Source organism: Jonesia quinghaiensis DSM 15701 (assembly GCF_000423205.1).
GTDB lineage: Bacteria > Actinomycetota > Actinomycetes > Actinomycetales > Cellulomonadaceae > Jonesia > Jonesia quinghaiensis.
The window spans coordinates 234,298-260,229 of sequence record NZ_KE383990.1; the positions used below are offsets into that span (position 1 = coordinate 234,298).

Here is a 25,932-nt window from a genome sequence, read left to right on the forward strand (position 1 = left end):
GTTAGTCGTTCACTCGTCCGAGGTATGAACCATCGCGGGTGTCAACCTTGACCTTAGTCCCCTGTTCGAGGAACAGCGGTACTTGAATCTCGTAACCGGTTTCAATGGTTGCAGATTTGGTACCAGCGGAAGAACGGTCACCTTGTAGACCAGGTTCGGTGTACGTGATGACAGTGATGATCGATGCTGGAAGCTCGATGTATAGGACCGTTCCGTCATTGGTGGCAACTGTTGCTGTGCCATTTTCCAACAGGAAGTTTTTTGCGTCTCCCACGATGGAGGCGGGGATAGTCAACTGGTCGTAGGTGTTGAGATCCATGAATACGTAGTCTTCACCGTCTTGGTAAAGGTATTGCATGTCGGACTTGTCAACGATCGCCATTTCGATCTTCAACCCAGCGTTGAAGGTCTTGTCGACGAGTTTGCCTGAGGTGATGTTGCGGATCTTGGTGCGAACAAACGCACCACCCTTGCCAGGCTTGACGTGCTGGAACTCCTGCACAGCCCACAGCTGCCCGTCGAGTCGCAGAACACTGCCGTTCTTGATGTCATTGGTGGTAGCCACGTGTGATGAACTTCCTATCGATTGTGCAATGTACGTCCCTGCTGCCGCTGACCGCGCAAAGTCGCAGTTCGCCATTGTGTCGCGAGCCATGGGACCAAAGCGGCTCCACGCTGCGATGACGATAGGCGCGAGAGGGTGCGTTACATTATAGCGTGCCTCACGAAAACACTCTTAGCGACTCGTCCATCCCGTCACCCGCATCTTTTGGGCTTCTTCTCGACGTCGACGGACCTATTTCAAGTCCAGTCACTCGCACCCTTCGCGCACCAGGATTGGCTGATTCCTTGGTGGCTTTGGCCAACAGTGGAGTTCCCATCGCCTTTAATACTGGCCGTTCTGATGATTTTTTGATTGACCGCGTACTGCCCCCTCTTGTTTCTGCTGGTTTGCGCCAAGACACTGCCGTGTGGGGCATTGGCGAAAAGGGGGGCACCTGGTTTCATCTTGCTCAGCAAGGGCAGGTGGAAATTGACCCTGCGATCTCCTTACCTGACGCGATTCTTCACGACATCCGTCAGTTAGCGGAAGAAAGCTACGCTGACCTTGTCTTTTTCGACGAGACAAAACGAACTATGGCCTCCCTCGAACAACGCATTTCCGTGAGCGCTGAGCACTACGCTCAGCGCCGTCACCGCCTAGATCTCGACATTGCTGCCATTGTGCGCGACCACGGAGAACGGCTGACTTGGGAAGGCCGCAGCGACCTTAGTGACCCGCAACCGACTATCCGTATCGATCCTACGATCATTGCCACAGATATCGAGCATGTTACCACCGGGAAAGACACCGGTGCAGCGCGTTTTCTCGCACTCTTACACAGCACAGGAACACCACTGCCTGGCCGTTGGTTCACAATGGGCGATTCTCGCACAGACTACGCCATGGCCACGTGGCTCCATCAGCAAGGACACCAGGTCAGTCACGTTGATGTTCGCCCATCAGATGGCATACTCTCCGTCCCCTACGAGGTACTCACTCATCCCACGCTAATCCATGATGACGCTGGTGCTTGGTTTATGGCACGGTGGGCTTCAGAGCAGATAGGTTGATTGTGCGTTCTACCACGCGACCTCGACAAACAGGGAACCAGCCCACCACACAAAAACGACCCAGAAAAGGGACGCCAGCGTTCCAATGATGAACTTCTCTGCGGTTTCGCTGGAGTCCTTGAAATCGGGGTATCGCGCTAGTCCTTTAATCGCAATGACTACGGCGATACCTGAGCTATACCCGGCGATGAGAAAGAGAAAAATCGCGGCACGCTCGAGGATGCCTATCCATAGGCCGCCACGTAGTTTCGGAGAAGCATCGGCGGGGTCTTCGGCATTCGGCTGACCATCTCTACCATCACCAGTAGCTGTCGCGTGGTTTTCAGAGCGGCGTTGGGCAAGCGCTAATATCCCGCGAACAACAAAGTTTCCCAGATACGTGGCAACAACGAAGAAAACCGCAATAAGAACATATTCCATGGCTTAACTATGAAGCAAGCCTATGAGTTTCGTCGAGGAGGCGCACCGCCAAGGGAACTGCTCCCCGCTCTTCGTCCCAACGCGCTGCTTTAATGCGCGCTGACAAGGCTTGCTTTGTCACCCCCAACAAAGACGCCGCCTGCGCCTGGGTTGTTCCGTTCGCAGTTCCATCAGGGGACGCAACAAGGTCAACGGCTTCCCAGCCCTTTGCACTGCGTGACTCAAAAATCACGGCAAGTAGCCGAAGGAGTGCTTGCGGGGCATTCGCGTCGATTTCTCCGGCATTCACCGAGACCGGCACGATCCCCCTGTTTGTCTTAGCGTCTTCAACCGCGGCACGCGCATGCACGAAGGCGTGGCCATAACCATCAGCAGAACGTTGTGGTAGCGGATAATTGACGGACCCGATTCCGATTCCCACATACCACCCACCACTGCGCATCGCGATGCGCAGTACAGCCAATACCGCGAGGGGATTTTCGAGAACGCCTTGCACCTCATCGCCCACTGAGCGTGAGAAACTCACGCGCGGTTCCCATAGCCCAGTCAGGCAGGTATCAAACTCTGCCAGAAGATGAGGGACCCTGTCCCCAACTTTGCGTGAATTTTCTTGATCAATCGTGACAACGAACATTTCTTCATTATGGCACAAGGATTGACGAAGTCAAGCTTGTGTCCTTGAGGGGCGGGTGTCAACCCAGCGACCTTGACTTTGCTTAATCAATTTTTTAGCCTTGACTCTTAAGAGTCAAGGATGGCACTGATGGCTAGCCGGTACGAGTTAAACCCAAACCCGGCAATTGTTCCGGTAGCAACTGGCCCAACAACCGAGAGATGACGGAACTCTTCGCGAGCATAAGGATTCGAAATATGGACCTCGATCAGCCGTAACCCGCCCTTCGTCACCATCGCAGCGGCATCACGGATCGCATAGGAGTAATGCGTAAAAGCAGCCGGGTTGAGGACAACGTCAGCCTGGCGATCCACTGCTTCGTGAAGCCACCCGATCATCTCGGCCTCGTTGTCCGTCTGACGGACTTCAACGGTCGCGCGATCCGTCGCCCATCGCTGGCACGAGTTATCGAGGTCAACAAGCGTCAACGCACCATAAACGTCAGGCTCCCGTACCCCAAGACGACCAAGGTTTGGCCCATTAAGAACGAGAATGTGTGGCACAAAAGCTCCTACATTGCTAGAGGGCAACAGCCCGAGAAAGAGGACGATCAGCGCTGACTTCACCATAGGCTGCGCTCAACAGTGCTGGGTCCGGGCCTTCAAGACGCGCGGGACGCCCGACATCTTCCAAAACAACAAACCGCAACAAGTCACCGCGGGTTTTTTTATCCCGGCGCATCGCGGTAACAAGTTTTTCCCATTGGTCACCGCGATAGGTTGTTGGCAGACCAACAGAGGTAAGTAGTGAACGGGTCCGGTCAACAACACTGTCATCCAGTTTCCCGGCGAGGCGGGCCAACTCCGCAGCAAACACCATCCCCACAGACACAGCCGCACCGTGGCGCCACTGATACCTTTCAACATGCTCGATGGCGTGACCAAATGTGTGGCCGTAGTTGAGGATTTCTCTCAACGATGCCTCTTTGAGGTCTTCGGACACAACACGCGCTTTGACAGCAACGGACCGTTCCACCAGTTCCTGAACGACAGGCCAGAGTTCTTGGGCCTGTTCAGGCCAGTTCTTCAGTCCTTCTGCGTGCTCCTCGATAATGTCGAGAATAACGGGGTCAGCGATGAACCCTGTTTTGATGACTTCGGCAAGACCTGCAACAAAATCCCAGCGTGGCAGTGTTTCCAACGATGCAAGATCACACAGGACCCCTGCGGGTGAGTGGAAAGCTCCGACGAGGTTCTTCCCCTCGGCGGTGTTCACCCCTGTTTTTCCGCCAACTGCAGCATCAACCATAGCGAGCATCGTTGTTGGGATATGAACCACGTTGATGCCACGCAACCACGTTGCCGCGATGAAACCTGCGACGTCAGTTGTTGCTCCACCACCGAGTCCCACGATCACATCGGAGCGTGTGAAATCTGATTGCCCGAGAATTTGCCAAGCGAACGCAACAACTTGAATGGTTTTCGCTTCTTCAGCGTCCGGGATGACAGCAAGTAAGACCTCATACCCCTGTGCTACAAGATCCTCCCGCACGGCTTGCGCGGAAGTCTCCAGCGAACCGGGGTGCACAATGAGGACTTTGCGCGCTGCAGCTCCAATCATGGACGGCAACTCCGCAAGGAGGTGGCGTCCAATCACAACATCGTAAGTGCGTTCCGCGGTAACCGTTACGCGTGATGGTTCTGGTGTGTGTTGCGGACTGTGCGTCACTGTTCTCTCGCTTTACCGGTGAGGTGATCAGAGATCTCTTGGGCGATCGCTTCGGGTGTTTTGTTGTCAGTAAGAACCTGCATAGTCGCGACACGTTCATACGTGGGGCGGCGCAAGTCCATGAGTTGTTTCCACCGTGACCGGGGGTTTCCTAGCAACAGAGGGCGTGATTGGTTGAAACCAACTCGTGGAGCTGCCGCAGCAAGTGACACGTCAAGGAACACTAGCGTGCCACCCGCGCCCGTGTACTCAGCAAGGCGCGCTTGAGTGTGTGGATCCATGATGGCACCACCACCAAGGGCAAGAACGCCATCATGGTCGCGAAGCGCTTGGGTAACCGCAGCAACTTCAAGGGACCGAAAGTGAGCTTCACCCTCGTCAACAAAAATCTCAGAGATAGGTTTACCTGCCGACTGCTCAATATCTGAGTCAGTGTCCCGGCACGGTAGGTTGAGGAGCTTACCCAGCGCACGCATCACCGTGCTTTTTCCAGCGCCTGGAGGGCCCGTCAACACGACACGAGGCGAAGTCATAGTGCTCTTAACGTTGAGTGGTCGGGATCGCGGCGAGGTACGCTTCGGCGTTGCGGCGGGTTTCAGCCACGCTGTCGCCGCCAAATTTTTCCAACGCGACCTGTGCGAGTGTGAGGGCAACCATGGCTTCAGCGACAACAGCTGCCGGCGGTACGGCACACACATCAGAGCGTTGATGCTGGGCAGGTGCTACAGATCCGGTTGCTGTATCAATGGTGTCAAGAGCTTTAGGAACGGTGGAGATTGGTTTCATTGCTGCGCGAACCCGGATAACTTCACCGTTCGACATGCCACCTTCGATGCCACCAGCACGGTTGGTTCGCCGGCGAATACCACCGTCACCTGGTTCGATTTCATCGTGGGCTTGGGTTCCACGGCGTGTTGCGGTGAGGAACCCATCACCTACCTCAACGCCCTTAATTGCTTGGATTCCCATGAGCGCTGAAGCCAGGCGAGCATCGAGGCGCAAGTCGCCTTGAATGTAGGTTCCAATGCCGGAAGGAACACCGTATGCCAGTACCTCGACGATGCCACCGAGGGTGTCCCCTGCTTTGTGGCAGTCATCAATTTCAGCGACCATTGCGGCGGAGGTTGCCGCATCAAAGCAACGCACCGGGTCATTGTCGAGGTGCGCTAAGTCATCGGGGTGTGGTTTTTCAGCATCCGCTGGAACGGCAACTGGGCCGATGGAAACAACGTGGGATACCAAGCGAATTCCGAACGCTTGCTCAAGGAACTTCGCGGCAACAGTACCAAGCGCTACCCGCGTTGCAGTTTCTCGAGCTGAAGCACGTTCAAGTACCGGCCGGGCATCGGTAAAGCCATACTTACGCATCCCCACGAGGTCCGCGTGCCCCGGGCGGGGCCGCGTAATGGGGCGATTACGGGCGATCTCACGCTGGTCGCCAGTGCCGGCATCAACCATAAGTCGTGACGGGTCGACCGGGTCAGCTGACATCACATCAACCCACTTGGGCCATTCGGTATTTTCGATTTCAATGGCCATTGGCCCGCCCTGGCTCACACCGTGGCGCAGACCTGCAAGGACACGGACGTTGTCCTGCTCAAATTTCATTCTGGCACCACGCCCGTACCCGAGGCGCCGGCGCGCTAGGGCATCTTGAATATCTGCCGTGACAACCTCAACTCCGGCTGGGAGTCCTTCAATGATGCCAACGAGCGCTGGGCCGTGCGATTCACCTGATGTCAGCCAACGAAACATAGAGTCATTGTGTCACGCGAACCGCCTTACAGCCGGTCCTGACCGTGATACGGACGACGTGAGGGCCGGTTCTTTGCGGAAAGAACCGGCCCTCACGTCAGGGTTTATCTAGGCTATCTGGACAAGGCGGCGTCACCGTGACGGTGCGAAAATGTTGTCCTTAGGAGCTGCTGGGAGAGTTCCTTGGATCTCGTCCGGAACTTCCTCATCTGTGATGATCCCGGTCTGGTCGTATTCCAAGACGTAAGCAAACACATTGAGGACATAGTTGATGTCACCAACGTCAGCTTTTGGTGCACCATCGCTTTCTGGCGCCTCGGTCAATGCTGCAGCCGCCACAGATGGCACAAGGAGCACGCGATCAGATTCCTCCTGGAGGGTTTCAGAGAACTTCAGGATTTCAGCGTAGTCGCCTTGCACTGTGATGGTGAGTGGGATTTGGTAGAACCCCGGAATCTGCGTAGACAACGCCCCTGTGCGGGTAGGCTCAGCACCAGAAACAGTTTGTGGAACACCTGACGTCGATGCCGTTGAGCTCTCAACGGTTGTGGCCTCACCGGTTTCCGTTGCTGTGCTGGTGTCTTGCTTCAGTTCGGTGAATGGTGTGACCGGAACAATTCCACCAGCCGAAGAAATGGACATAAGGAACACATCGGAACGATCAACGGAACGTTCAATCTCATCCACGATCGATTGGTAATCGACCGTTGAAGGAATGCGCTTCTCAAGGGCCGCCAACTTGGCTCGGAATGTATCGATCTCCGCGAATTGCTGACGCAGCTTCGTCACACGAACGTTAAGCGTCTCATTAGACATCTCAACTTGTTCGGCTTCAGCGCGTACCGTCGCCGATTCGTCACGTACAGGTGACAACAGCAAGAACCAGGTCGCGACGAGAAGAAGAACCGCAACAACAACTGTTCCACCCAACCATGTTTTACGAGTCGAGGGCATCGTCTTCTACCTCTTTCGTTGCTTCAGGTTCAAACCGCAGTGAGTAAATGTCTTCGAGTAACCGAACCGTGCCGGTGAACTCATAGGTGCTGTCACCGTCGGGTGACTGGAGGTAGCGGGCTTCAGCGAATCGTGCCGCGGTGAACCCTGGAATCGAGTTCAACTCGTTGATCCATGCGACGGTATCAGGCATCGTTTTGAGGTTCACCGAGAACGTCAGTTGGCCGATTCCTGGACCTTGAAGCTCATCAATAGGTTGTGGCTCTGGGTCATTGGGGGTCGCTGCGGTAACAGAGAGTGTTTGGATAATTCCATCATCAGGAACGGTTGCTGCGATCGCACCAAGATAATCACGCCACAAAATTTCGCGGTACATCCCATCCCGCAGTGCAGACTCAATTTTTGTAATCTGGTTGAGAATGCGAGGAACCTCCGCGTACTTGACTTCTTCTGCCTTGAGGCGTGTCGTTTCTTCTAGCGCCTGATCATAGCGGCGATCCGTTGCTATCTTCTCAACGTGGACCGCAGCAAAAGAAAGCACAAGGACCACGAAAAGTCCTATGAATCCCGTTCCAATTCGCTTTTTCAGGGCGCCCAGTTCACGCTTCTTAACAAACTCTGCCGGGAGAAGGTTGACTTGCGGAAGCATGACTTTATGAGCCGAAACTCCGTTGTCTACGCTTGCCGTTGACTTTTTCTTTTTCGATGTCATTTTGCGTCCCCATAAGCTAAGCCGAGAGCAACAGTCGCCACCTGTTCACTGCCCCGAATTGGTCCAAGGTCCACCCCTTTTTTCACCGTTACTCCCTCAAAAGGATTTCCCATTTGCACGGGGAGGCGAACAACTGACGAAAGAAATTGACCAAAACCGTTCAACAATGCCCCTCCTCCGGTGAGAACTACGACATCGATAGGTGCACCGAGGTTCTTCATTCCGTAGTAGCTGAAAGTTGAGCGGACGGACTCGATCAGTTGCGACGTCACATTCATCACAACATCCGCAAGTGGTTGCCGTTCAGGGCTTGTTGGATACCCCACACCCAGTTCGCGTTTCATACGCTCTGCATCCTCAGGTGTTGACGACATCGCATGCGAAAGTGCATCAGTACATTCCTGGCTTCCATGCGGCAGAACACGCACAAACCGTGGTAATCCACGTTCTGAAATAACAACATTGGTGATCCGGGCACCGACATCAACAAACGCAACAGTAAATTTTTTTAGCTCACCCTGTATCTGTGCTCGTTGAATAGCAAGCGGGTTGAGGTCAACCATGAGAGGGCGCACACCGCCAGCCTCAGCAGCACGGACATTTGCCGAGACCATGTCACGAATAGCGGCAACGAGAAGACCGGACATGCGTCGGCCCTCGTCAGAGTCAAACTCCCCTGTGGGAACGAAATCGAACACTGCATCACCTGATGCAACAGGAAGGAGATCCTGCGCTTGATACGCCAGAGACTTTTTCAACACGCTCATGGGTTGCCATGCAAGGTCAGCTTCACGAACGATAACGTGTTGGTTTCCAACACCGATGACAACTTCGTGCGCGGAGAACTTTCCCTGCTGCCATAGCGCCTTGACTGCGGATGCAACTTTGTCCGGTTCAACAACCACGCCGTCCTGCAAAACACCGGCTGGTAGTGGTAGTTGCGCAAACGCGGTCAATGTTGGAGATTTTGATCCTGGACCTCCAGAACCGAATTCCAGTTGAGCGGCACGGACAGCGGTTGAGCCAATATCCAAGCCTATAGTCGATGTTCGAGCCACCGATCTTCCTCTCAGTCACATGCACGAGTGATTTCATTCGTCTATCGGCATGAACTGCGAGCAACTTGACGCTCTGTGATCTGTCGGTTGGTTAGGCACTAAAAATGAATGACAGGTACCACTGTGAGAGAGGTTCTGCAACGAATAGTGACAAGTACCAGCCGAGAATCATCCAGGGGCCAAAGGGAATGCCTGACTTCCGGCCGGCTCGCCGGAGGACCAGGAGAATAACAGCGTAAAGTCCGCCAAGAACAAACGGGAGGAACCCGCCGATAATCAGATAGCTCCAGCCCAACCATCCCAGTGACATTCCGAGCACACCAGCAAGTTTGACGTCGCCGAACCCCATCCCCCCAATGACACAGAGAATGAAGTACAGAACGTAAAGGATGACACCACCGAGAACAGCGCGGATGACACTGCTCCACTCCCAGCCCGATGACCACGTGGCAAGCGCAACGAGTACTGCGACTGCTGGGTATGCGGGGAGAACAATCTTGTTGGGCAACTTGTGCGTATCAAGGTCGATGAAGGCAAGCGCCACACCAGTTGCTGTGAGGAACAAGACAGGGAGGAGAATGCCAATATCCCCCACTACTTCGACATCGCGGAGAAACCTGAGTGCCACGAGCGCAAAAAGCACGGACGTGAGCGCTTCAACCAACGCATACCGCGGCGAAATCCGGCTCTGACAGTGTCGACAGCGCCCTGTGAGGATCAGCCATGACACAACCGGGATGTTGTCATACCACTGAATACGTGCCCCACATGAGGGGCACGCACTTGGCGGGTGAGCCACTGACTGTCCGCGCGGCACCCGCCAGATCACCACATTCAAGAACGAACCGATGACTAAACCAAGTACTGCAGCTAAGCCCACGATGAGCGGCCCACACGCCGCACCAAATTCACCCATGACTGTTAGGGCTCCCGGTTGGTGACTTCTTTGAAGTCACCCAACGCTGCCGTGTTTGGGTCATCAGGTACATTCCATTTTTGGTAGTCGCCACCGTCACAGGGTTGCACAACGATTGCGCTCCAACCAAAAAGCGCCGGGATGTCAGCCACAGAAAGGCACCGTCCATTGCGGTCTTGGATTGTCCAAGCGTTGTCGTTTCCTGTGTCACCGTAGCGTGTCCACTGAGTGTTTTGGCTCGTGCAGTCGGTTGCTCCACTGTTTGTCACAAACCGAGGGAATCGGTGCGCTGAGTAACTGCCGACGTTCACGCCACCGGGCCTCTCGCCAGCAACAATACCAGCAGAGCTAGGTGTAATGAGGCATTTGTTGCTCCCATTGTTCACCCTAATTTTCGTCACCATCGAGGTTTGGCCGAGGTCAGCATTTGGTTCGTCGTAGAACCACTTGTGGTTCCAGTCGAACCCCCCACCACCGGTTGGGTCTTGCTTACACGGATACGAGATCATAAACGCATAGTTGATACGAGCATTTGTTACGTCAAGACAACGGCCAAATTCTGCTTGGTTTACCACTTGCGAAGTCGCGTAAGAGGCGTTTCCCTTACCGACTGCTGGCAGTGGCTTAGGTTTGGGGTTGCCCGTCGAGGTAGACACAGAGATGTAGTCACCGTTCGACACTGTTCCATCGCTGTTGACGATGAAACTGTTTGCACGATTCGTATTCGTTGCGTTCTGCCCCTGCCAGGTGTGGGAACCAATCCATGCGAACCGTTGGCCAAGAGGGTCAGTGGACCCAAGCTCGCATGGGCGTAGGGTCATGCGTGTAGGTGTTGATCCTGTTGCCCTGCCGGACAAACACAGTGGCACTCGCCCATCAAGGTCAGACGAGCTGAGGTGGATCATGTAGTCAGAACGCCAACTCCATAAGTTCCGTTCACTCGGTTCGCGGCACAGATCACCGTTCATTGGGCGGAAACGTGCTGAGCTCCCTGCGGACGTCGTTTCAGCGACAAGGCAGAACTGGCTGTTTGCATCCAAAATTTGCCCACCGCTGATCGTTCGTGTCATCAACGGGAACGTGTAGGTCGCTTCGAGTTTACGGTCCGCGACATCCTCCATCACCACTGCACGCGGATCCAATCCTTCCGATTGGATGACCGCGTAACGCGGGACAGCACGAAGCCCAATCGTTACGCCCGAGGTGTAGCAGCGCAACGCGTTGTCTGTTTTCCATTGGGCATCTCGCCCAACAGGATCATCAGCAAAGTAACTTACTGCCGCTGTGAAGGTTGTTCCTTCTGGAGCGCCCTCCACCGGTCCGCTCACAAAGCAGGGCAACTGGTGAATGTCCCCAACAACGTTTCCGGCAGCATCCGTTGTGGTTGCATTACGAATCTGCGAGATCGCGGCTTCAATACCCGCTTGCGCCGCCGACGATGTGCGGATGTTCTTGTTCGAGTAAAGGGTCGGTCGCAGCTCAGATACCACGAATCCCAAGACAAGGAGAGAAAGCATCGTGATAACGATCATTAACATCATGGCGCTCATCAGAGCCATGCCTTCTTCATGATGACGTCGAAGGCGTCTACTCAACGTTCGAATGTTCAAAGAGTTGTGTGTGCCATTCATGAGCGTCCCGGCCCTCCTGTCATACACACGGTATTAGGTGACGAAGCAGATGAGTTCAAAGCAACGAGTTGGACCTGCAGTTGCCCACCGCGCGAATCACCCGCATCGCCCATTCCCGCATCGAGGTACACGTGCAATTGCTGTTTCGTGAGCATTACTCCCCCGTCATTCCCAATGGCAGTCACACGGAATGGTTGCTGCCTTGGGTCTGTCAGGTCGTTGCGCAGCCCTGTCACTGTGGTACGCCACTGTGCCCCCCCACCAGCACCAGGCTCCCAGGTACGCCGTTGGAGTTCGCCCTCGGCCCTGTTGTACCGCCACTGCACACATTGTTCGATACCTGATGCAGCATTCGAATCGACGAGGTATTCGATATAGATCGAACCGTCAACCTCACCTGGCGTGTTGATGGCTGACGCATACCGGACTTCTTTATCCATCTGTTGGAAAGTGTTGCGGAGATGGTCAGCCGCGTTTGTGACAGCTTGCGCTTTCACTGTGCTTCGGGTCATCCCCACAACAGCAGCCATTGATATCGTCAGGAGCACTGTCAGAATCCCCATCGCGACGATGAGTTCTACGAGGGTCATGCCATCCTCGCGTGAACCTTCTTTTCTGTGACGGCCCATCAGTTTGTCACCTCGATTGTCACCGTAGCAGTCTCCGACTCAACATCCGGAAGGTTCTTTCCGACAAGTTTGTACGTGAAAGTACAGGTGGAACGGTTATTAGGTACTTGATACTCCAGCGAGTCATTCAAGAGGTAGGTTTTCCCATTTCGCTGTTGAGTTCCATCGGTTAACCGACCGCAGGTCAGCGGAGAAACCAACTCGATGTCGACTTGTGCCCCCTGGTTGGGCGCATCATTGTCTCGAAGTTTGGGCCCAAGATTAGCCAACTTGAAGCGCTGGTTATTTCCATTGATGTCACGCGGAGAGATCGTGTATGTATCATCAACAGCGACAGGAAGAACAGTCACTGTGATGACGCCGGTTTCACCGGTCGTTGAGCGCCCATCAGCGCTAAACATCCGATAGGTGATGCGGAACTGGAATGGAATGTCATCCTGGAACCGGTAGCTAATCAGGGAACCACGCTTATTGTCTGTAGCGTTGTAGTCATTGTTCCCAACGCGAATTTGTCCACGAATATCCAGTGGCGTGTAGTCAACAGAGACGATGTCCACGAGACAATCTGCGTCGTTCCCATTCGCTTCGTTGATACCAAGATCAACGAATTCTCCACGCTGGTCAGCAGTGATGTCGACCTCAAGGTCATTGACATACACGCAGGCGCCGGATGTGATGGTCACTTTTGCGGGAAGCGCGCTGGGGTATTTTTGTCCCTCGCCACTTCTCGCGGTGTCTACGAGGTAATAGTAAAACTCCACAGTGTCAGATCCTGAGCCTGCACTTGGCGCCTGATACACCACCTCACCTGCAGCATTGATGCTGATCCCCTTGCTCGCAAGCTCTTGTGCTGATGAAGTACGCGCTTGGACGGTGGCAGGGGGCGCCTCATCAGTAAAGAGATCAACCGTGGGGTTCGATGCCAGCGCAAAAGCCACCTCACGGTTCGACTCTATGGGAGTAGTCCCGTAGTCATTGGCCAGGAGTCTGTCATTAAGGATTGTTCGCGACCCATACGCGACGATCATCTCGTCGAATCGAGGGTTCGGGAGGATGTGCACAGTCACTGTTGCCGCATTGGACACCTCCCCGGATGTCCCTCTGACTTTGTACGTGAAGGTGACGGTTCCAGAAAAACTTGGGTCCGGCGGAGTGAAGATGACCCCATTGGATTGGCTACCGGTACCAACAGCCACACTTCCGTAATTTGGTGTTGGTTGCGTGAGGTCAACGATAGGACCGATTGCTGAGTCAGGGTTGTAGTCGAGTTGGTCGTTCGCGACAACTGCAAAGAATTGTGAGCCGTCACCCGCGTTCATAGAGACTTCATCGTCATATGCGTAGGGTTTAAGCACGGTATTCCACACAGCATCGATGCTTGGGTCGATCAGCGTGGCAAGTCGGTACGTCTGAAGCTCGGACCCTGGCCCCTCCGACCATGACACAACAACACGCACTCGATACATCTCAATGTGAGAGCTGCCGGCTGGGTTTGGGTTTGTGCGCACGCAGTTAGCTGACGACGTTGTCGCTGCCTTCGCGCGGAAGCACTGACCAATGAGAGTGGTGATGGTGTAGGTCTGTGAATTAACACGTTGCGTTTGAGTGAGGGGAACCCACTGGTCAGTGCTGGCCGCGGAGGGCGAGTTGTCCCACGCTGGGTTCATGTCAGCGGTGTCAGTAGGGTCAGCTGTGGCGATAGCGTCCCAGGTGGCAGTCACCGCTGCTTGGGTGCGTCCTTTCACCAGACCGCTTACACCAGTACCGGTGACGTCACCAGGCGCTACGGCTCGCGCTCGTTCCACCGCACTGTTAGCGAGCGAAACAGCAGCTTGTTTGCGTTGAAGATCCGACACGGTGGCGAGCCCCGTGATGAAAAACGCCGCTGCGGAGGTTGCCACCATTCCAATGAGGACGACAGCAACAATCACCTCAACCATGGAGAGGCCACTCTCACGGTTGCGCTCTGCAGGCATAAACTTCGGACTGCGTTTCATCGTTAACTACGCCCTCACAACTGTCCATTGTGCTCTTAACCGAGATGCACCTCTGTGTGAGGTGCTGTCAACCGAACGGGGTGCCACCGGCGAAAGTCACCAGTGACACCCCGTCGATTTGATCAAGGGAGGAATCTCCATAGGCACAGTGTGCCGGTGTTGTTCATCCCTCTCTCATGCCATTTCAACAGTGCTGAGTCAAGCAACCGTTACGGTTGTTGCAGACCACCAGCTGCGCTGTCATAGGTGATTCCAGCAACAGCCTGGTCACCGTTCGGGTTTGTCCCCACGATGGTGTAGGACTGTCCGTTGTCGGTGTACACGAAGGTGTTTCCTTCGCTTGTGGCAACCGCATCGCCATCAATGGTGTATCCTGCAGCAGCATCCCCACCAAGAGTGGCTGGGTAGCCCTGGTTATCAACCCAGTAGTCTTCAATCTGGGTGGCGAGGGTGCGCAGGTCTGACTTAACGCTGGAGTCCACGGCCTTTTGGCGCTGGTTCATGAAGACGGGGATGGCGATTGCGGCAAGAATACCGATGATGATGATAACGACGAGAAGTTCGATCAGGGTGAAGCCCTTTTCTTTCTCGTTCATTGCCTTGGAGAGGCGAGCGATCATGAAGATCCCTCCATTTTCTGTGTCATGGTGAGTGATGATTGTGGCAGTGACTCCCCCATGTGATTGGAGGTCTTCTCTGCACCACTGTGGGTATCGGCGTGTTGCAGCCGGCACTTGAGGAACGAATTCCACAAATTTTCCGCTATTTTTTGTGCGGAAAAGCTATTGGATGAGGTTGAAGATCGAGAAAATTGGCATGTAGAGGGCGATGACCATACCGCCCACGACCCCACCAATAACGAGGATCATCAGAGGTTCAATGAGGCTGGTGAGCTGTTCGGTTGTCGCTTCAACTTCGGCGTCATAGAACTCGGCTATTTTCTCGAGCATGTCGTCGAGGGCACCGGTGTCTTCACCTACCGCCATCATTTGAACGACCATCGGCGGGAACACAGGGTTCTCAGCCAAAGGAGCAGTAAGCGATCGGCCACGCCGCACATTGTCGATGACGTCATTCGCCGCATGTTCCACAACAATATTGCCGCTGGTTTCACCCACAATCTCCAGGGCTTGCAAGATCGGAACACCTGCGCTCAGCATCGCGCCCAGGTTGCGAGTGAACCGCGCGATCGAGATCTTCTGAGTTAGCTTCCCGAACACCGGCATTTTCAGTTTGATCGGGTCAACCTTCTCCCGTACCGATTTACGGTGCTTGATCCGGTTCCACCAGATGAACCCTGCAAAGACGAGAATCAACAGCGGGAAGATCGCGACTTTCAGAAAGTTCGACATCGTCACGAGGATTTGTGTGACAAAAGGAAGCTCTCCGCCAAGGGTGGCGAACATTCCGGCGAACACCGGAACAATGAAAATCAACATACCGGCCGAGGCCAAGATAGCGATCACCAGAACCACCACGGGGTAGGTCATCGCAGACTTAATCTTGCCCTTGAGTTTGACCTCATCCTCGAAGTTTTTGGCGATGCTGAGCAGAGTTTTATCAAGAAACCCACCAGTCTCACCGGCCCGCACCATATTGATCATGAGCGGTGGGAACACCTTAGGGTGTTTCGCAAGCGCTGAGGAGAGCGACCCACCGGTTTCGACATCAGTGCGAACGGTTCCCAGTATGACTTGCAGCACCTTGTTTTCAGTCTGTTCAGTCAAGATGGTGAGCGCGCGTAAGAGTGACAGCCCTGCGTTGATCATTGTTGCGAGCTGCCGTGACATGATGGCGATTTCTTTGAGAGAAATCTTGTCACTGATCCCAGGGATACTGATTTCCGAGTTAAGGCCACCCGTGTTGACCTGTGTAATAGAGACAGGTTGACCGCCGTTTGCCATCAGGCGTTGGACAACCGCTGCCTCCGAGGTAGCCTCCATTTTTCCCTTGACGATTTTGCCGGATTTGTCGGCAGCCTCGTAGGTGAAGGTTTTCATGTCACTGGCAGCCATTAGAAGTTACTCCCATCAAGGTGTCCGCCCATTCCGGCGTTCGCGATGCCCGTACCTACCGGCATCGACGATCGGCCTGCAAGCCTGTTGTAGTCAGCGGCACTTTGGCACTTCTCCAAGCCGACTTCGTAACTGATCAAACCGCGTTTCGTGAGGTCAGCAAGGTGCTGGTCCATCGTGTGCATTCCGTCGTTTTTCCCAGCCTGCATGGAGGAGTAAATCTGGTGAGTCTTTCCTTCACGAATCATGTTGCGGATACCAGGAGTCGCTACGAGAACTTCTGTGGCAACAACGCGTCCGCCACCGTCTGCCCTCTTGCACAATGTCTGGCACACCACCCCTTGAATCGCTGACGCGAGCTGCACACGGATTTGTTCCTGTTGCTCCGGTGGGAACACGTCAATGACACGGTCAATGGTTTGCGCTGCGTCTTGTGTGTGCAGAGTTGCGAAAACAAGGTGGCCGGTTTCGGCGGCGGTCAGCGCGATGGCGATGGTTTCCAAGTCACGAAGCTCTCCGACAAGAATGATGTCGGGGTCCTGACGCAACACGTGCTTCAAGGCCGACGCAAAGGAGTGCGTATCCGTACCAACTTCACGTTGGTTGACCACACACTTTTTGTGGTCGTGGAGGAACTCAATAGGGTCCTCTACTGTCATGATGTGGTCGGGACGGGTTCGGTTCGCTAAGTCAATGATTGAAGCCAAGGTCGTGGATTTTCCTGACCCTGTTGGTCCAGTGACAAGAACGAGACCACGCGCCAATTTGGCGAACGCACCCACTGATGTTGGTACACCGAGGTCTTCAAGAGGTTTAATGTCAGTTGGAATGACTCGGAAAGCTGCCCCCACGGAGTCTCTTTGCTGATAGAGATTCACACGGAATCGTGCACCGTCAGGCACCTGGTAGGCGAAGTCGAGTTCTAGTTGTTCTTCAAACACCTCACGCTGCTTTTGGGTAAGCATCATGTAGAGAGAACGTTTCAGGGAATCTGAATCTAGGGCGTCGTCATACCCAATTAATGGTGTCAATTCACCTGATTTACGGATCATCGGACGAGCACGATTCGTCAGGTGGAGGTCTGAGGCACTTTGGTCCACCATGTCGCGCAGAACATCATCGAGGAGCAGATCTCCCTTGCGTAAAGCATTAGACATACCGACTCGACCTGCAGCAGCCTGATCGGTCGCCACAATACCGCGCGCACGGCGTGTCGGAGGAACTGCAGGAGTGGGTAGAGCTGTCTGCGGTGTATTGAACACTGGTGGGGTAACCCCGGAGCTCAGTGGTTGCCCTGTGGGGGGCTGTCCGTATGGTCCTTGGTTGTGCGCCATAGGTGGTTGTGTCGGGGCATTCATGGTGGGCGCAACAACCGGTTGAGCGTGCGGCGCCTGCGAAGTAGTGTGAGATTGCTGCGGTGTGAGCATCGGAGGCGTCAAAGGCTGAGCACCCGCAACCACTGGTACAGGTTCGTTGTAATGACCCTGTTGAGCGGGACGACGCAGTGGCCTCACTGATGTCGCAGAGGGCGAGGTGGGGGCATGTTGCTGTTCATCTGCGAACCCGCCCGTTTCTACGTAGTGCCCCTGGGGACGCGCCATACTGTTGCGTGAGAGTTCCCTCGCAAAGAGCTGCGACATGTTCGCCTGGTCAGCCCATTCGCTGACTTGGCGGGGGTCTGCGGCGTGTGTGTGCCGCGTGTGGTCGGGTTGTGTCACCGTATGGGCCTTTCCTAATGTCCACTCCTATGCCTGCCTTGGGGAGGTATCGGCGTGGTGGGGGGTGTTCTTGAGGGTTAGGCGACGACGCGTAGAACTTCTTCGATGGAGGTGCGCCCTTCGATGACCTTCATCCAACCGTCTTCTCGCAGCGTATACATGCCTGCTTTTTGGGCTGTTTCTGAGATTTCTGCTGCCGATGAACGTGACACGGCGAGGCGTTCGATGTGTTCGTTGACCTGCATGACTTCGTGGAGTGCGAGGCGCCCACGATATCCAGTTCCGGAGCAGGTGGCACATCCGCCTGGGCGGTAGAGTTGCGGAAATTCTTCGCCCGGAACCCATGGGAAGTTCGCGGACAACAGTTCACGCTCCGTAGGTTGGTACGGTTCTTTGCACTTATCGCAGAGCTTACGGGCGAGGCGTTGAGCGACAACGCAGTCAAGCGCTGAACCAACGAGGAATGGTTCAATGCCCATTTCGGTGAGGCGGGTAATTGCTGAGGGAGCGTCGTTGGTGTGCAAGGTGGAAAGCACGAGGTGACCTGTAAGAGCTGCTTCGATCGCGATCTGCGCGGTTTCATGGTCACGAATTTCACCAATAAGGACAACATCAGGGTCTGAACGCAGAATGGATCGCAGCGCGGAGGCGAAAGTTAGTCCAGCCTTGGGGTTGACTTGGACTTGGTTGATCCCGGGGAGTCGGTATTCAACAGGGTCTTCGACGGTGATGACGTTGATTTCAGGTTTGGATACTGCGTTCAACGTGGCGTAAAGGCTGGTGGATTTACCAGACCCTGTTGGGCCGGTCACCAGAATCATGCCGTAGGGCTTGCTGTACGACTCTTTGTAAATCTCAAGGTTTTTCTCGCCGAATGACAAGTCTCGTAGATCCAACGATGCCGTGGAGTTATCCAGAATACGCATGACGATTTTTTCGCCCCACACGGTGGGCAGAGTCGCGACACGGAGGTCAATTTTTCGTCCGTTGTGCGTGACGGACATGCGTCCGTCTTGAGGTTTCCGCTTCTCCGCGATGTCGATATCAGCGAGGATTTTGATGCGCGAGGTCACCGCGTTTTGCGTTGATTTGGGTGACTTTTGCATTTCGTGGAGAACACCGTCGATCCGGTAGCGAACTCGTAAGTCATGTTCAGTCGGTTCGATGTGGATATCTGAGGCGCGGTCTTTGATTGCTTGGGTCACAACAAGAATGACATACCGCACGATGGGAGCGTCGTCCGTAGCCGAGTCCCCCAACATTGAGAGGTCGATTTCCTCTTCTTGTTGTTCTTCAGAGAGCGCGTTGGCGAGATCATCCATTTCGCCATCAGCGCGAATGTACCGCTCAAGTGCCCGACTGAGGTTTTCGTGGGTGGAAACCACAGGCTGCACAGGCATTTGCGCCACTTGGCGGACATCATCAAGGGCAAGAACGTTACCTGGGTCTGCCATCGCAAGCAGGAGTGATCCATTTTCAAACCCGATAGGAAGCACCGTGTAACGCTGGCAAAGTGAACCAGGAACACATGACACCGCTTTGCGGTCGACCGCATAATCATCGAGGTCCACGAACCGCATACCCACTTGGTGCGCTAAAGCAGCGACCAGTTGGTTCTCAGTAAGGACGCCTAATTCGACGAGCACCCGCCCTAGGCTGGTGCCTCGTGCAATCTGCTCATCCAGTGCGCGCAGGAGCTCGTCTTCTGTGACAAGCCCCTCCTCCAAGAGGATTTCCCCAAGTTGTTTCACGTGTCTCTCCCGCAAGTTGACCTTGCAGTGGAGATCGGCACGTCAACCGTTGGACTTAATGATTCCGCGAAGAGGGAACATCACAAGTTCGAGCGACGAACGGGTTTCTTGTGGGCCGGTAGCCGTCAGTGACGTTCCAGTGCACGGCGCAGTGCAACATCCATTGCGTCAAGTGGCGCAGGGAGCCCAGTCATCAGGCGTACTTGCTCCCCAGCTTGATGGAGGAGCATCCGTTCACCAGTAACCGTGACCCCTGCTCTGTGCGCCCAGGCCGCGATCAGAGCAGTGGGTTGCGGGTCATATGCGACATCAAGCAGAGTGCCCGACAGACGCCCCACAACATCATCTGTACTAAGTTGTGCTGCGAGCCCATCAGCAGCAAAAGGAGGCAGCGTCGAGACCACCACATCAGCGGCACATATCGCCTCAAAGGCGCTCGTCAATGTCACGAATACCGGCTCCACCCCCATGCGGTGTGCTGCCGCCCGAAGATCCGCCGTACGCGCCAAAGACCGAACAGCGACCGTAGGGGTCGCACAACCTAACTGTGCAACGGCTGCCAAAGCGGAACTGGCTGTTGCACCCGCCCCAAGAATCACTGCGGTGCGCACCTCAGCGGTACGCGCTTCACGGATAGCGTGAACGATACCGTGGACATCAGTGTTTGTGCCCGTTAACGCTCGCGCTGCCCCTACGGGCTGAATCAATACCGTGTTGACTGCGCCTGTCACTGCAGCTAGTGGATCAACATGATCCAACAGAGGAATAACACGCTGCTTCAACGGCATAGTCAGGCTCAACCCACGCCAGGACCTATCCAACGCCTCAATGAAGCCTGAGAGGTCCTCCTCGATAACGTCGCACCTACCATAGAGCCAATCAATACCCAACGCATCGTATGCAGCTTGGTGTAGGACTGGGGACAACGAATGACTAATGGGGTGCCCCAGTACCGCCGCACGGTAAGTCATCAGTCAGAGGACCCTGAGTTCAACGTGTCGCTGTTCTCCTGCAACCACTGCTGGTACTCGCGAACATTCGCTTCATGCTCAGTCCACGTCACGGCAAACTTTGTTTCCTTTGTCAGTGGGTTAACCGCAACAAAGAAGAGGTAATCAGAGGTCGCCGGAGAAACCGCAGCCTCAAGAGCAGCCAAACTCGGTGTGCCGATTGCCGTCTTAGGCAAGCCCTCGTACCTGTAGGTATTCCACGGGTTGTCGTCTTTACGCTGATCAGAACTTGTCGTGGCATCCGACGTGCCACCAAATACGTAGTGGACGGTGGAGTCCATCTGGAGTTTCATGTTGATATCAAGGCGGTTGTAAATCACCGAAGAGATCATGTCGAAGTCTTCTTCACGCCCCTCCATCTGAATGATCGAAGCGATGTTGGCTATCCGCCCCCACTCTGCGGTCTCGATATCCAATTTCTTCAACCGAGAACGCTGACGCTTCACCATCTCAGCGAGGACTTCCTCCGGTGTCACATCAGAACCGAACCGGTAATCACCGTCCGCTATCCACCCCTCATAGCTACCGTCAGCTTGCTTGGGTAATTCAGTAGCCTCGGTGTTCTCCATAGCGGCTTCCATCTGCTCATCAGTGAAACCGGTCACCGCTTTGATTTTTTGAACCACGTCACTGAACTTCGCACCTGGAATCACCTGAATACGGTTACCGGACAGGTTCTCCAGATCCAGCAGCATCTCAACAGCTGTCTGAGCTGGAAGTTGCTTATACAACGCATAAGTGCCCGGCTGAATCGAACCACCATCAGGGTGCGCATTGGCAGCAGCAACAAAAGCCTGCGGTGACGCCACGACATCAGCCGCGAAAAGGGTCTGCGCGATAGCCGCACCCGTGTCACCCTCATTTACCGTGACATCAACAGGCTCAGTTCCCTCGCCCTCATAGTCTTTCGCCTCTTCAGGAGACGTAGGGGCAGAGAACGACAAGCCCGAGAAGAAGTCCACTCCCCATGACCAGGCAAAGAACCCGCCGGTGCCAATAACCACCACGGCGAGAAGAACAGCAAGAAGAGACTTTCGCCGACGGGCCGCCTCGCGCTTACGCTGCGCCGCGAGGGCTCGGCGTTGCTGGCGGCTCAACCGCGTACTGGAATACTCCTCTTGACTGTACTGGTCAAAGAGATCGCTCACAGGAAGTCCTTCAGGCCGGGGTCAGGCGGGCTCCGGAAGAGATGACGTACAGGTAGATCGACAGCGACTTGGCTGACCACTAAACCCCACGATTATCTCAACTCGGTAACGGTTCTTGCCAAAAGGTACACCAGTTTTCTGAAAAAGTGGAATACCCACGTCACTGCGGCACAGAAATTCCCGCACGAACACCGCTATGTTTTTCCGCATCTAACGCACTATCGAGGATGACAACAGCAGCAGCCTGATCCACCACTTGACGCTGGTGACGCGTTGAGCGACCAGCCTGAGTCAACATGCTGTGCGCTGTCACCGACGTCAACCGCTCATCGACAAGACGTACCGTTATCTCTGGTCGCAATTGAGAAATTAGTGCGGCATAGTTCACAGCCATGGACACCGACGCGCCGTCTTTGCCAGACAAGTGGCGGGGCTGACCTACATACACAGCCACCACGTCACGTTCATCCATGATGTCCAGCAATTCGGCAACATCGTCAGGTAACTGAGTAGGAAGCCTCCCACCAACCACATACGTGATTGACCGATCACGGCGCAGCGTGGCCACAGGTGTCGCCATAATCCCGTCGGGGTCACTCATAGCAACCCCGACGCGAACAGTTCCCACATCAAGTCCTATCCGCACACCACGCGGAACGCCAGGAGAATCCATCAAACTCAGCCTTGAACAGCCGTCACGTCAGAGACGATCGCAGCAAGAGCAGCAGGTACAGCCGTGACATCTTGGCCACCACCCTGCGCCATGTCATCTTTACCGCCACCGCCACCGCCCAAAACACCCGAAGCGGTCTTCGCCAACGCCCCAGCACGAACCCCGAGATCACGGGCGGAGGCATTTGTCACAATAACGACCTGGGGCCTTCCCTTGGACACACCAGCAATAGCAACAGCACTCGGAGCCGCGTCACCAAGGCGCCCGCGCACATCGAGAGCTAGGGTTCGTAGCGCATCAGGAGCCGCGATCTCACCTGCGTCATGAGTCACAACGCGAACTGACCCAACAGATGTTGCGCCCGCAGCAAGCTCACCAGCAATAGCCAGCAACTGTGCCTGTCGCAACCGGGCAAGCTCCTTCTCCGTGTCCTTCAGCTTCCCCACCAACGATTCAATGCGGGTTGGCAACTCGTCAGACCGCACATTCAGCAGACCAGAAAGTTGGCTCACCAAAGCACGTTCACGTGCGTGGTGCCCATACGCGCCAGCACCCACCAGCGCATCAACGCGGCGAACCCCTGAACCGATAGAAGATTCACCCAAAATAGTGACAAGCCCGATGTCACCCGATTTGCCAACGTGGGTCCCTGCACACAGCTCACGGGACCAGTCATCACCAATGGACACTACACGGACGCGGTCGCCATACTTCTCACCAAACAACGCCATCGCGCCCATCTCCCGGGCTTTATCCAACGAGGTCGTCAGATCGCTCACCTCAAGGTTTTCCCGAAGGCGATCATTTACCCGACCTTCGATGTCCTCAAGCGCTCCCCCAGGGACAGCCTGGTTTTGCCGGAAATCGAAACGAATACGGTTCGGCGAGTTCTCTGAACCAGCCTGAGTGGAATCAGCACCTAGCGTTTCCTGCAGGGCCTTGTGGATCATGTGAGTCGCAGTGTGTGCCTGAGAGATTTGGCGGCGGCGCACCACATCGATCTCAGCTACTACGGACTCATCCCGGCGCAATGTGCCATCAACCAACGTGCCGCGGTGAACGCTCAACCCACTAACTGGCGCTTGAACATCATCAACCTCAAAAATGGCACCGTTCGACGAATAGATTCGCCCGTGGTCAGCAAGCTGACCGCCTTTCTCTGCATAGAACGGCGTGCGGTCCATAATGAGTTCAACATCAGCAGGAGCAGTAACTGCATCAACAGCAACACCATCAACCAGTAGCGCCTTCACAACTGCAGGCGCCTGCGCGTCGGTATACCCCAGGAACTCAACCGGAGCCGTCAAATCAGCCAAAACAGACTGGTAGACGCTGATATCACCGTGTCCCTGCTTCTTTGCCAACGCGTCGGCACGAGCACGGTCACGCTGTTCTTGCATGAGTGACCGGAAAGCCACTTCATCAACGGATACACCCTGCTCAGCAGCAACTTCCAATGTCAGGTCAATGGGGAAACCATAGGTGTCATGGAGTTGGAAAGCCTGATCACCACTGAGACTAGCGCCACTCCCCTGTGAAGCCTTTGCACTTTCCACAGCAGAATCAAGCAACGTCAACCCTTGACTCAGCGTCCTGCGGAAAACCTCTTCCTCCGTCGTGGCCGTGGCAAGAATGCTGGAGAAGTTTTCCTCCAAGTAAGGGTATGAGGCCTTCATCGCCTCTTTCGATGCGGTAATCAGTGAAGGCACTGCAAGGTCCTGGACACCCAACAGGCGCATTGCACGAATAGAGCGACGCAGAAGCCTGCGCAGCACATAACCGCGTCCTTCATTCGATGGTCTAACCCCATCACCAATAAGCATCAGTGACGAACGAATGTGGTCTGCCACAACACGGAACCGCACATCATCTTCCGAGTTCGCACCATAGCGACGACCTGAGAGCTTCTCTGCAGCTTGGACAACGGGGAATACCTCATCGATCTCGTACATGTTGTTCACTCCCTGCTTGAGGAGTGCAACACGTTCGAGGCCCATGCCAGTGTCAATGTTGTGCTGGGTTAAGGCGCCAGTAATATCGAACTCTTCTTTGGAGCGAACATTCTCCAAGGAGTACTGCATAAAGACGAGGTTCCAGATTTCAAGGTATCGGTCTTCGTCAACGACGGGGCCGCCCTCGAGCCCAAACTCTGGCCCACGGTCAACGTAAATCTCAGAGCATGGACCGCCTGGTCCAGGCTGACCAGTGTGCCAGAAGTTATCTTTCTTTCCACGACGCTGAATGCGTTCCTGTGGTAGACCAGCGACGCGGCTCCAGATTTCAGCCGCTTCATCATCATCGTGGTAGACAGTGACCCAAATCTTCTCTGGATCGAACCCCAACTTCCCATCGGATTCCGCACCTGAGATGAACTCCCAGGCGTAGGTGATTGCCTCTTCTTTGAAGTAATCACCGAAGGAAAAGTTGCCGTTCATTTGGAAGAAGGTTCCGTGCCGGGTGGTCTTTCCCACCTCGTCGATGTCTCCTGTGCGAATGCACTTTTGTACCGACGTTGCACGAGGCCAGGGCGCCTTCTGCTCCCCCAGCATGTAGGGGATGAAGGGAACCATGCCAGCGATCGTGAAGAGCACCGACGGGTCAGGAGATATCAACGACGCTGAGGGCACAACGTGGTGGTCACGTGCTTCAAAGTAATCAAGCCAGCGTTGGCGGATGTCAGCGGTGCGCATGGGTTCCTCTACTTCAGACAAGACAAGATAGCCCCAACAGTAGGGCTGAGAACAATATTACGGGTAAGTGATACTTCTCGAAGACTCACGTGGCGCTCAACGTGGCACGATTAAAAAGAGTAACCGAGCTCTTCTTCAATGGGATCGACATCTGGGAAGTCTTCGGCACGTGGTGAGGCTTTACGTGCGGCATGTCGGGCGCGCAACTCATCAACTGATGGTTGCGTGTCCGCGAGGAGCGCGGCCATGAGCTCATCCTGACGAGAGTGGAAGGCCGTGGTGAAGTCATGTATAAAGCCATGTGCGGCTGCATCAGCACGTTCCGCGAAGTCTGCGGCTTGGTGCCCAACTCGTTCAGCAACGGCTTCTGGTGCGTAGCGCCTCACTACTTTGCGGCCTTTGGTATAAACCAGAACAGTGAGCGCAACTCCTGTGCCGATCCAGAAAATTTTCTTCATCGCTGGGCGCCCCGCATCTTGCCCCAAGCTTTACCGACAGCCTGACGAACACCATAACTAAACGCTGCCACCTTGATCAGTGGACCACCAAAAGTCGCCGCGTAGAGTCCAGTCAGTGCAGATATGTTTTGTGATACCTCAGCTGCTGACGTCGTGACGGTGTCGACTTTCTCCAACTGAGCGTTAGCAGCTGTCAAAGTCTGCGCCGACTCATGAAGGATGGGGAGCGTGTTCTCAGCGACGTCCTCTATGGTTTTCGCCGCAGCGTCGAGAACTTTACCCAACTTAATCAACGGAACAGCGACCAGCCCAACGAGCGCGACGAACGCGATCGCGGCGATCAGTCCGGCAATGTCACCAATCACTATCTCTCCCTGCATGTACCTGTTTCACCGTCATGCACACACTACCCGCACCGGGGCCCATTCCTCGACCCCACACA

The 25,932-nt window shown here is 55.0% G+C and carries 25 protein-coding genes; 1 reads left to right on the forward strand and 24 read right to left on the reverse strand.

Features of this window, described 5'->3' with window-relative positions:
• Nucleotide 1: 1 nt before the first annotated feature.
• Entirely contained in the window at nucleotides 2–565 is a 564-nt protein-coding gene (efp, locus tag G538_RS0113515; protein WP_029069716.1) for an elongation factor P, read from the reverse strand.
• Between the two features lie 152 nt (nucleotides 566–717).
• Here efp and G538_RS0113520 point away from each other — a divergent pair, with 152 nt between their 5' ends.
• Nucleotides 718–1,614 (forward strand): hypothetical protein, encoded by an 897-nt coding sequence (locus G538_RS0113520; RefSeq protein ID WP_029069717.1) that lies wholly within the window; start codon nucleotides 718–720, stop codon nucleotides 1,612–1,614.
• 9 nt (nucleotides 1,615–1,623) lie between these two features.
• Here G538_RS0113520 and G538_RS17010 read toward each other — a convergent pair whose 3' ends face one another.
• The 23 genes from G538_RS17010 to G538_RS0113635 all read right to left on the reverse strand — a co-directional run bounded on the left by G538_RS17010 (nucleotide 1,624) and on the right by G538_RS0113635 (nucleotide 25,870).
• Nucleotides 1,624–2,034: a hypothetical protein gene (locus G538_RS17010; RefSeq protein WP_051197244.1), complete on the reverse strand. Its 411-nt coding sequence runs from the start codon at nucleotides 2,032–2,034 to the stop codon at nucleotides 1,624–1,626.
• Between the two features lie 7 nt (nucleotides 2,035–2,041).
• Nucleotides 2,042–2,560, reverse strand: coding sequence for a hypothetical protein (locus G538_RS0113530; RefSeq protein ID WP_157544504.1), 519 nt, complete (start codon nucleotides 2,558–2,560; stop codon nucleotides 2,042–2,044).
• Between the two features lie 215 nt (nucleotides 2,561–2,775).
• Nucleotides 2,776–3,210 carry a type II 3-dehydroquinate dehydratase gene (locus G538_RS0113535; protein ID WP_169514133.1) on the reverse strand — a complete coding sequence of 145 codons (435 nt, stop codon included), beginning with the start codon at nucleotides 3,208–3,210 and terminating at the stop codon, nucleotides 2,776–2,778.
• A 16-nt stretch (nucleotides 3,211–3,226) separates the two neighbouring features.
• Nucleotides 3,227–4,375 carry a 3-dehydroquinate synthase gene (aroB, locus tag G538_RS17015; protein ID WP_035834365.1) on the reverse strand — a complete coding sequence of 383 codons (1,149 nt, stop codon included), beginning with the start codon at nucleotides 4,373–4,375 and terminating at the stop codon, nucleotides 3,227–3,229.
• Entirely contained in the window at nucleotides 4,372–4,908 is a 537-nt protein-coding gene (locus G538_RS0113545; protein WP_029069720.1) for a shikimate kinase, read from the reverse strand. The genes aroB and G538_RS0113545 overlap by 4 nt, the downstream gene beginning before the upstream one ends.
• Before the next feature lie 7 nt (nucleotides 4,909–4,915).
• Entirely contained in the window at nucleotides 4,916–6,130 is a 1,215-nt protein-coding gene (gene aroC / locus G538_RS0113550; RefSeq protein WP_029069721.1) for a chorismate synthase, read from the reverse strand.
• A gap of 132 nt (nucleotides 6,131–6,262) precedes the next feature.
• A complete protein-coding gene (locus G538_RS0113555; protein WP_029069722.1) occupies nucleotides 6,263–7,084 on the reverse strand; it encodes a hypothetical protein in 822 nt (273 codons plus the stop codon).
• Nucleotides 7,068–7,796 carry a hypothetical protein gene (locus G538_RS0113560; RefSeq protein ID WP_029069723.1) on the reverse strand — a complete coding sequence of 243 codons (729 nt, stop codon included), beginning with the start codon at nucleotides 7,794–7,796 and terminating at the stop codon, nucleotides 7,068–7,070. Before G538_RS0113560 ends, G538_RS0113555 begins: the two co-directional genes overlap by 17 nt.
• Complete coding sequence (gene pilM, locus G538_RS0113565; RefSeq protein WP_029069724.1) at nucleotides 7,793–8,854, reverse strand: type IV pilus assembly protein PilM; 1,062 nt, start codon at nucleotides 8,852–8,854, stop codon at nucleotides 7,793–7,795. The genes G538_RS0113560 and pilM overlap by 4 nt, the downstream gene beginning before the upstream one ends.
• A gap of 91 nt (nucleotides 8,855–8,945) precedes the next feature.
• A complete protein-coding gene (locus tag G538_RS0113570) occupies nucleotides 8,946–9,770 on the reverse strand; it encodes a prepilin peptidase (protein ID WP_029069725.1) in 825 nt (274 codons plus the stop codon).
• Nucleotides 9,771–9,775: 5 nt separating this feature from the next.
• On the reverse strand, nucleotides 9,776–11,320 hold the full coding sequence (locus tag G538_RS0113575) for an RICIN domain-containing protein (protein ID WP_157544505.1): 1,545 nt from the start codon (nucleotides 11,318–11,320) through the stop codon (nucleotides 9,776–9,778).
• Nucleotides 11,321–11,397: 77 nt separating this feature from the next.
• Nucleotides 11,398–12,030 (reverse strand): PulJ/GspJ family protein, encoded by a 633-nt coding sequence (locus tag G538_RS0113580; protein WP_029069727.1) that lies wholly within the window; start codon nucleotides 12,028–12,030, stop codon nucleotides 11,398–11,400.
• Nucleotides 12,030–14,027, reverse strand: coding sequence for an Ig-like domain-containing protein (locus G538_RS0113585; protein WP_157544506.1), 1,998 nt, complete (start codon nucleotides 14,025–14,027; stop codon nucleotides 12,030–12,032). The genes G538_RS0113580 and G538_RS0113585 overlap by 1 nt, the downstream gene beginning before the upstream one ends.
• A 209-nt stretch (nucleotides 14,028–14,236) precedes the next feature.
• Nucleotides 14,237–14,647 (reverse strand): prepilin-type N-terminal cleavage/methylation domain-containing protein, encoded by a 411-nt coding sequence (locus G538_RS18465; RefSeq protein ID WP_029069729.1) that lies wholly within the window; start codon nucleotides 14,645–14,647, stop codon nucleotides 14,237–14,239.
• 162 nt (nucleotides 14,648–14,809) lie between these two features.
• A complete protein-coding gene (locus G538_RS0113595) occupies nucleotides 14,810–16,042 on the reverse strand; it encodes a type II secretion system F family protein (protein WP_029069730.1) in 1,233 nt (410 codons plus the stop codon).
• On the reverse strand, nucleotides 16,042–17,760 hold the full coding sequence (locus G538_RS18470) for a PilT/PilU family type 4a pilus ATPase (RefSeq protein WP_281170273.1): 1,719 nt from the start codon (nucleotides 17,758–17,760) through the stop codon (nucleotides 16,042–16,044). Before G538_RS18470 ends, G538_RS0113595 begins: the two co-directional genes overlap by 1 nt.
• Nucleotides 17,761–17,837: 77 nt before the next feature.
• Nucleotides 17,838–19,511, reverse strand: coding sequence for a GspE/PulE family protein (locus tag G538_RS0113605; protein WP_029069731.1), 1,674 nt, complete (start codon nucleotides 19,509–19,511; stop codon nucleotides 17,838–17,840).
• 125 nt (nucleotides 19,512–19,636) lie between these two features.
• Nucleotides 19,637–20,482 carry a shikimate dehydrogenase gene (locus G538_RS0113610; protein WP_029069732.1) on the reverse strand — a complete coding sequence of 282 codons (846 nt, stop codon included), beginning with the start codon at nucleotides 20,480–20,482 and terminating at the stop codon, nucleotides 19,637–19,639.
• Nucleotides 20,482–21,669, reverse strand: a complete 1,188-nt coding sequence (gene mltG / locus G538_RS0113615) for an endolytic transglycosylase MltG (RefSeq protein ID WP_029069733.1) — start codon at nucleotides 21,667–21,669, stop codon at nucleotides 20,482–20,484. The genes G538_RS0113610 and mltG overlap by 1 nt, the downstream gene beginning before the upstream one ends.
• A 160-nt stretch (nucleotides 21,670–21,829) precedes the next feature.
• Nucleotides 21,830–22,342, reverse strand: a complete 513-nt coding sequence (gene ruvX / locus G538_RS0113620) for a Holliday junction resolvase RuvX (protein WP_029069734.1) — start codon at nucleotides 22,340–22,342, stop codon at nucleotides 21,830–21,832.
• Between the two features lie 5 nt (nucleotides 22,343–22,347).
• Complete coding sequence (gene alaS, locus G538_RS0113625; protein WP_029069735.1) at nucleotides 22,348–25,032, reverse strand: alanine--tRNA ligase; 2,685 nt, start codon at nucleotides 25,030–25,032, stop codon at nucleotides 22,348–22,350.
• Between the two features lie 110 nt (nucleotides 25,033–25,142).
• A complete protein-coding gene (locus G538_RS0113630; protein WP_029069736.1) occupies nucleotides 25,143–25,490 on the reverse strand; it encodes a hypothetical protein in 348 nt (115 codons plus the stop codon).
• Nucleotides 25,487–25,870, reverse strand: a complete 384-nt coding sequence (locus G538_RS0113635) for a DUF948 domain-containing protein (RefSeq protein WP_035834369.1) — start codon at nucleotides 25,868–25,870, stop codon at nucleotides 25,487–25,489. The genes G538_RS0113630 and G538_RS0113635 overlap by 4 nt, the downstream gene beginning before the upstream one ends.
• Nucleotides 25,871–25,932: the final 62 nt, after the last annotated feature.

What these genes read in the sequence shown, in the direction of transcription:
- G538_RS17010 (WP_051197244.1), bottom strand. Translation starts at nt 2,034, where the DNA reads ATGGAATATGTTCTTATTGCGGTTTTCTTCGTTGTTGCCACGTATCTG.
- G538_RS0113545 (WP_029069720.1), bottom strand. Translation starts at nt 4,908, where the DNA reads ATGACTTCGCCTCGTGTCGTGTTGACGGGCCCTCCAGGCGCTGGAAAA.
- aroC (WP_029069721.1), bottom strand. Translation starts at nt 6,130, where the DNA reads ATGTTTCGTTGGCTGACATCAGGTGAATCGCACGGCCCAGCGCTCGTT.
- G538_RS0113555 (WP_029069722.1), bottom strand. Translation starts at nt 7,084, where the DNA reads ATGCCCTCGACTCGTAAAACATGGTTGGGTGGAACAGTTGTTGTTGCG.
- G538_RS0113560 (WP_029069723.1), bottom strand. Translation starts at nt 7,796, where the DNA reads ATGACATCGAAAAAGAAAAAGTCAACGGCAAGCGTAGACAACGGAGTT.
- G538_RS0113570 (WP_029069725.1), bottom strand. Translation starts at nt 9,770, where the DNA reads ATGGGTGAATTTGGTGCGGCGTGTGGGCCGCTCATCGTGGGCTTAGCT.
- G538_RS0113575 (WP_157544505.1), bottom strand. Translation starts at nt 11,320, where the DNA reads ATGAGCGCCATGATGTTAATGATCGTTATCACGATGCTTTCTCTCCTT.
- G538_RS0113580 (WP_029069727.1), bottom strand. Translation starts at nt 12,030, where the DNA reads ATGGGCCGTCACAGAAAAGAAGGTTCACGCGAGGATGGCATGACCCTC.
- G538_RS0113585 (WP_157544506.1), bottom strand. Translation starts at nt 14,027, where the DNA reads ATGAAACGCAGTCCGAAGTTTATGCCTGCAGAGCGCAACCGTGAGAGT.
- G538_RS18465 (WP_029069729.1), bottom strand. Translation starts at nt 14,647, where the DNA reads ATGATCGCTCGCCTCTCCAAGGCAATGAACGAGAAAGAAAAGGGCTTC.
- G538_RS0113595 (WP_029069730.1), bottom strand. Translation starts at nt 16,042, where the DNA reads ATGGCTGCCAGTGACATGAAAACCTTCACCTACGAGGCTGCCGACAAA.
- G538_RS0113610 (WP_029069732.1), bottom strand. Translation starts at nt 20,482, where the DNA reads ATGACTTACCGTGCGGCGGTACTGGGGCACCCCATTAGTCATTCGTTG.
- ruvX (WP_029069734.1), bottom strand. Translation starts at nt 22,342, where the DNA reads ATGGATTCTCCTGGCGTTCCGCGTGGTGTGCGGATAGGACTTGATGTG.
- alaS (WP_029069735.1), bottom strand. Translation starts at nt 25,032, where the DNA reads ATGCGCACCGCTGACATCCGCCAACGCTGGCTTGATTACTTTGAAGCA.
- G538_RS0113630 (WP_029069736.1), bottom strand. Translation starts at nt 25,490, where the DNA reads ATGAAGAAAATTTTCTGGATCGGCACAGGAGTTGCGCTCACTGTTCTG.
- G538_RS0113635 (WP_035834369.1), bottom strand. Translation starts at nt 25,870, where the DNA reads ATGCAGGGAGAGATAGTGATTGGTGACATTGCCGGACTGATCGCCGCG.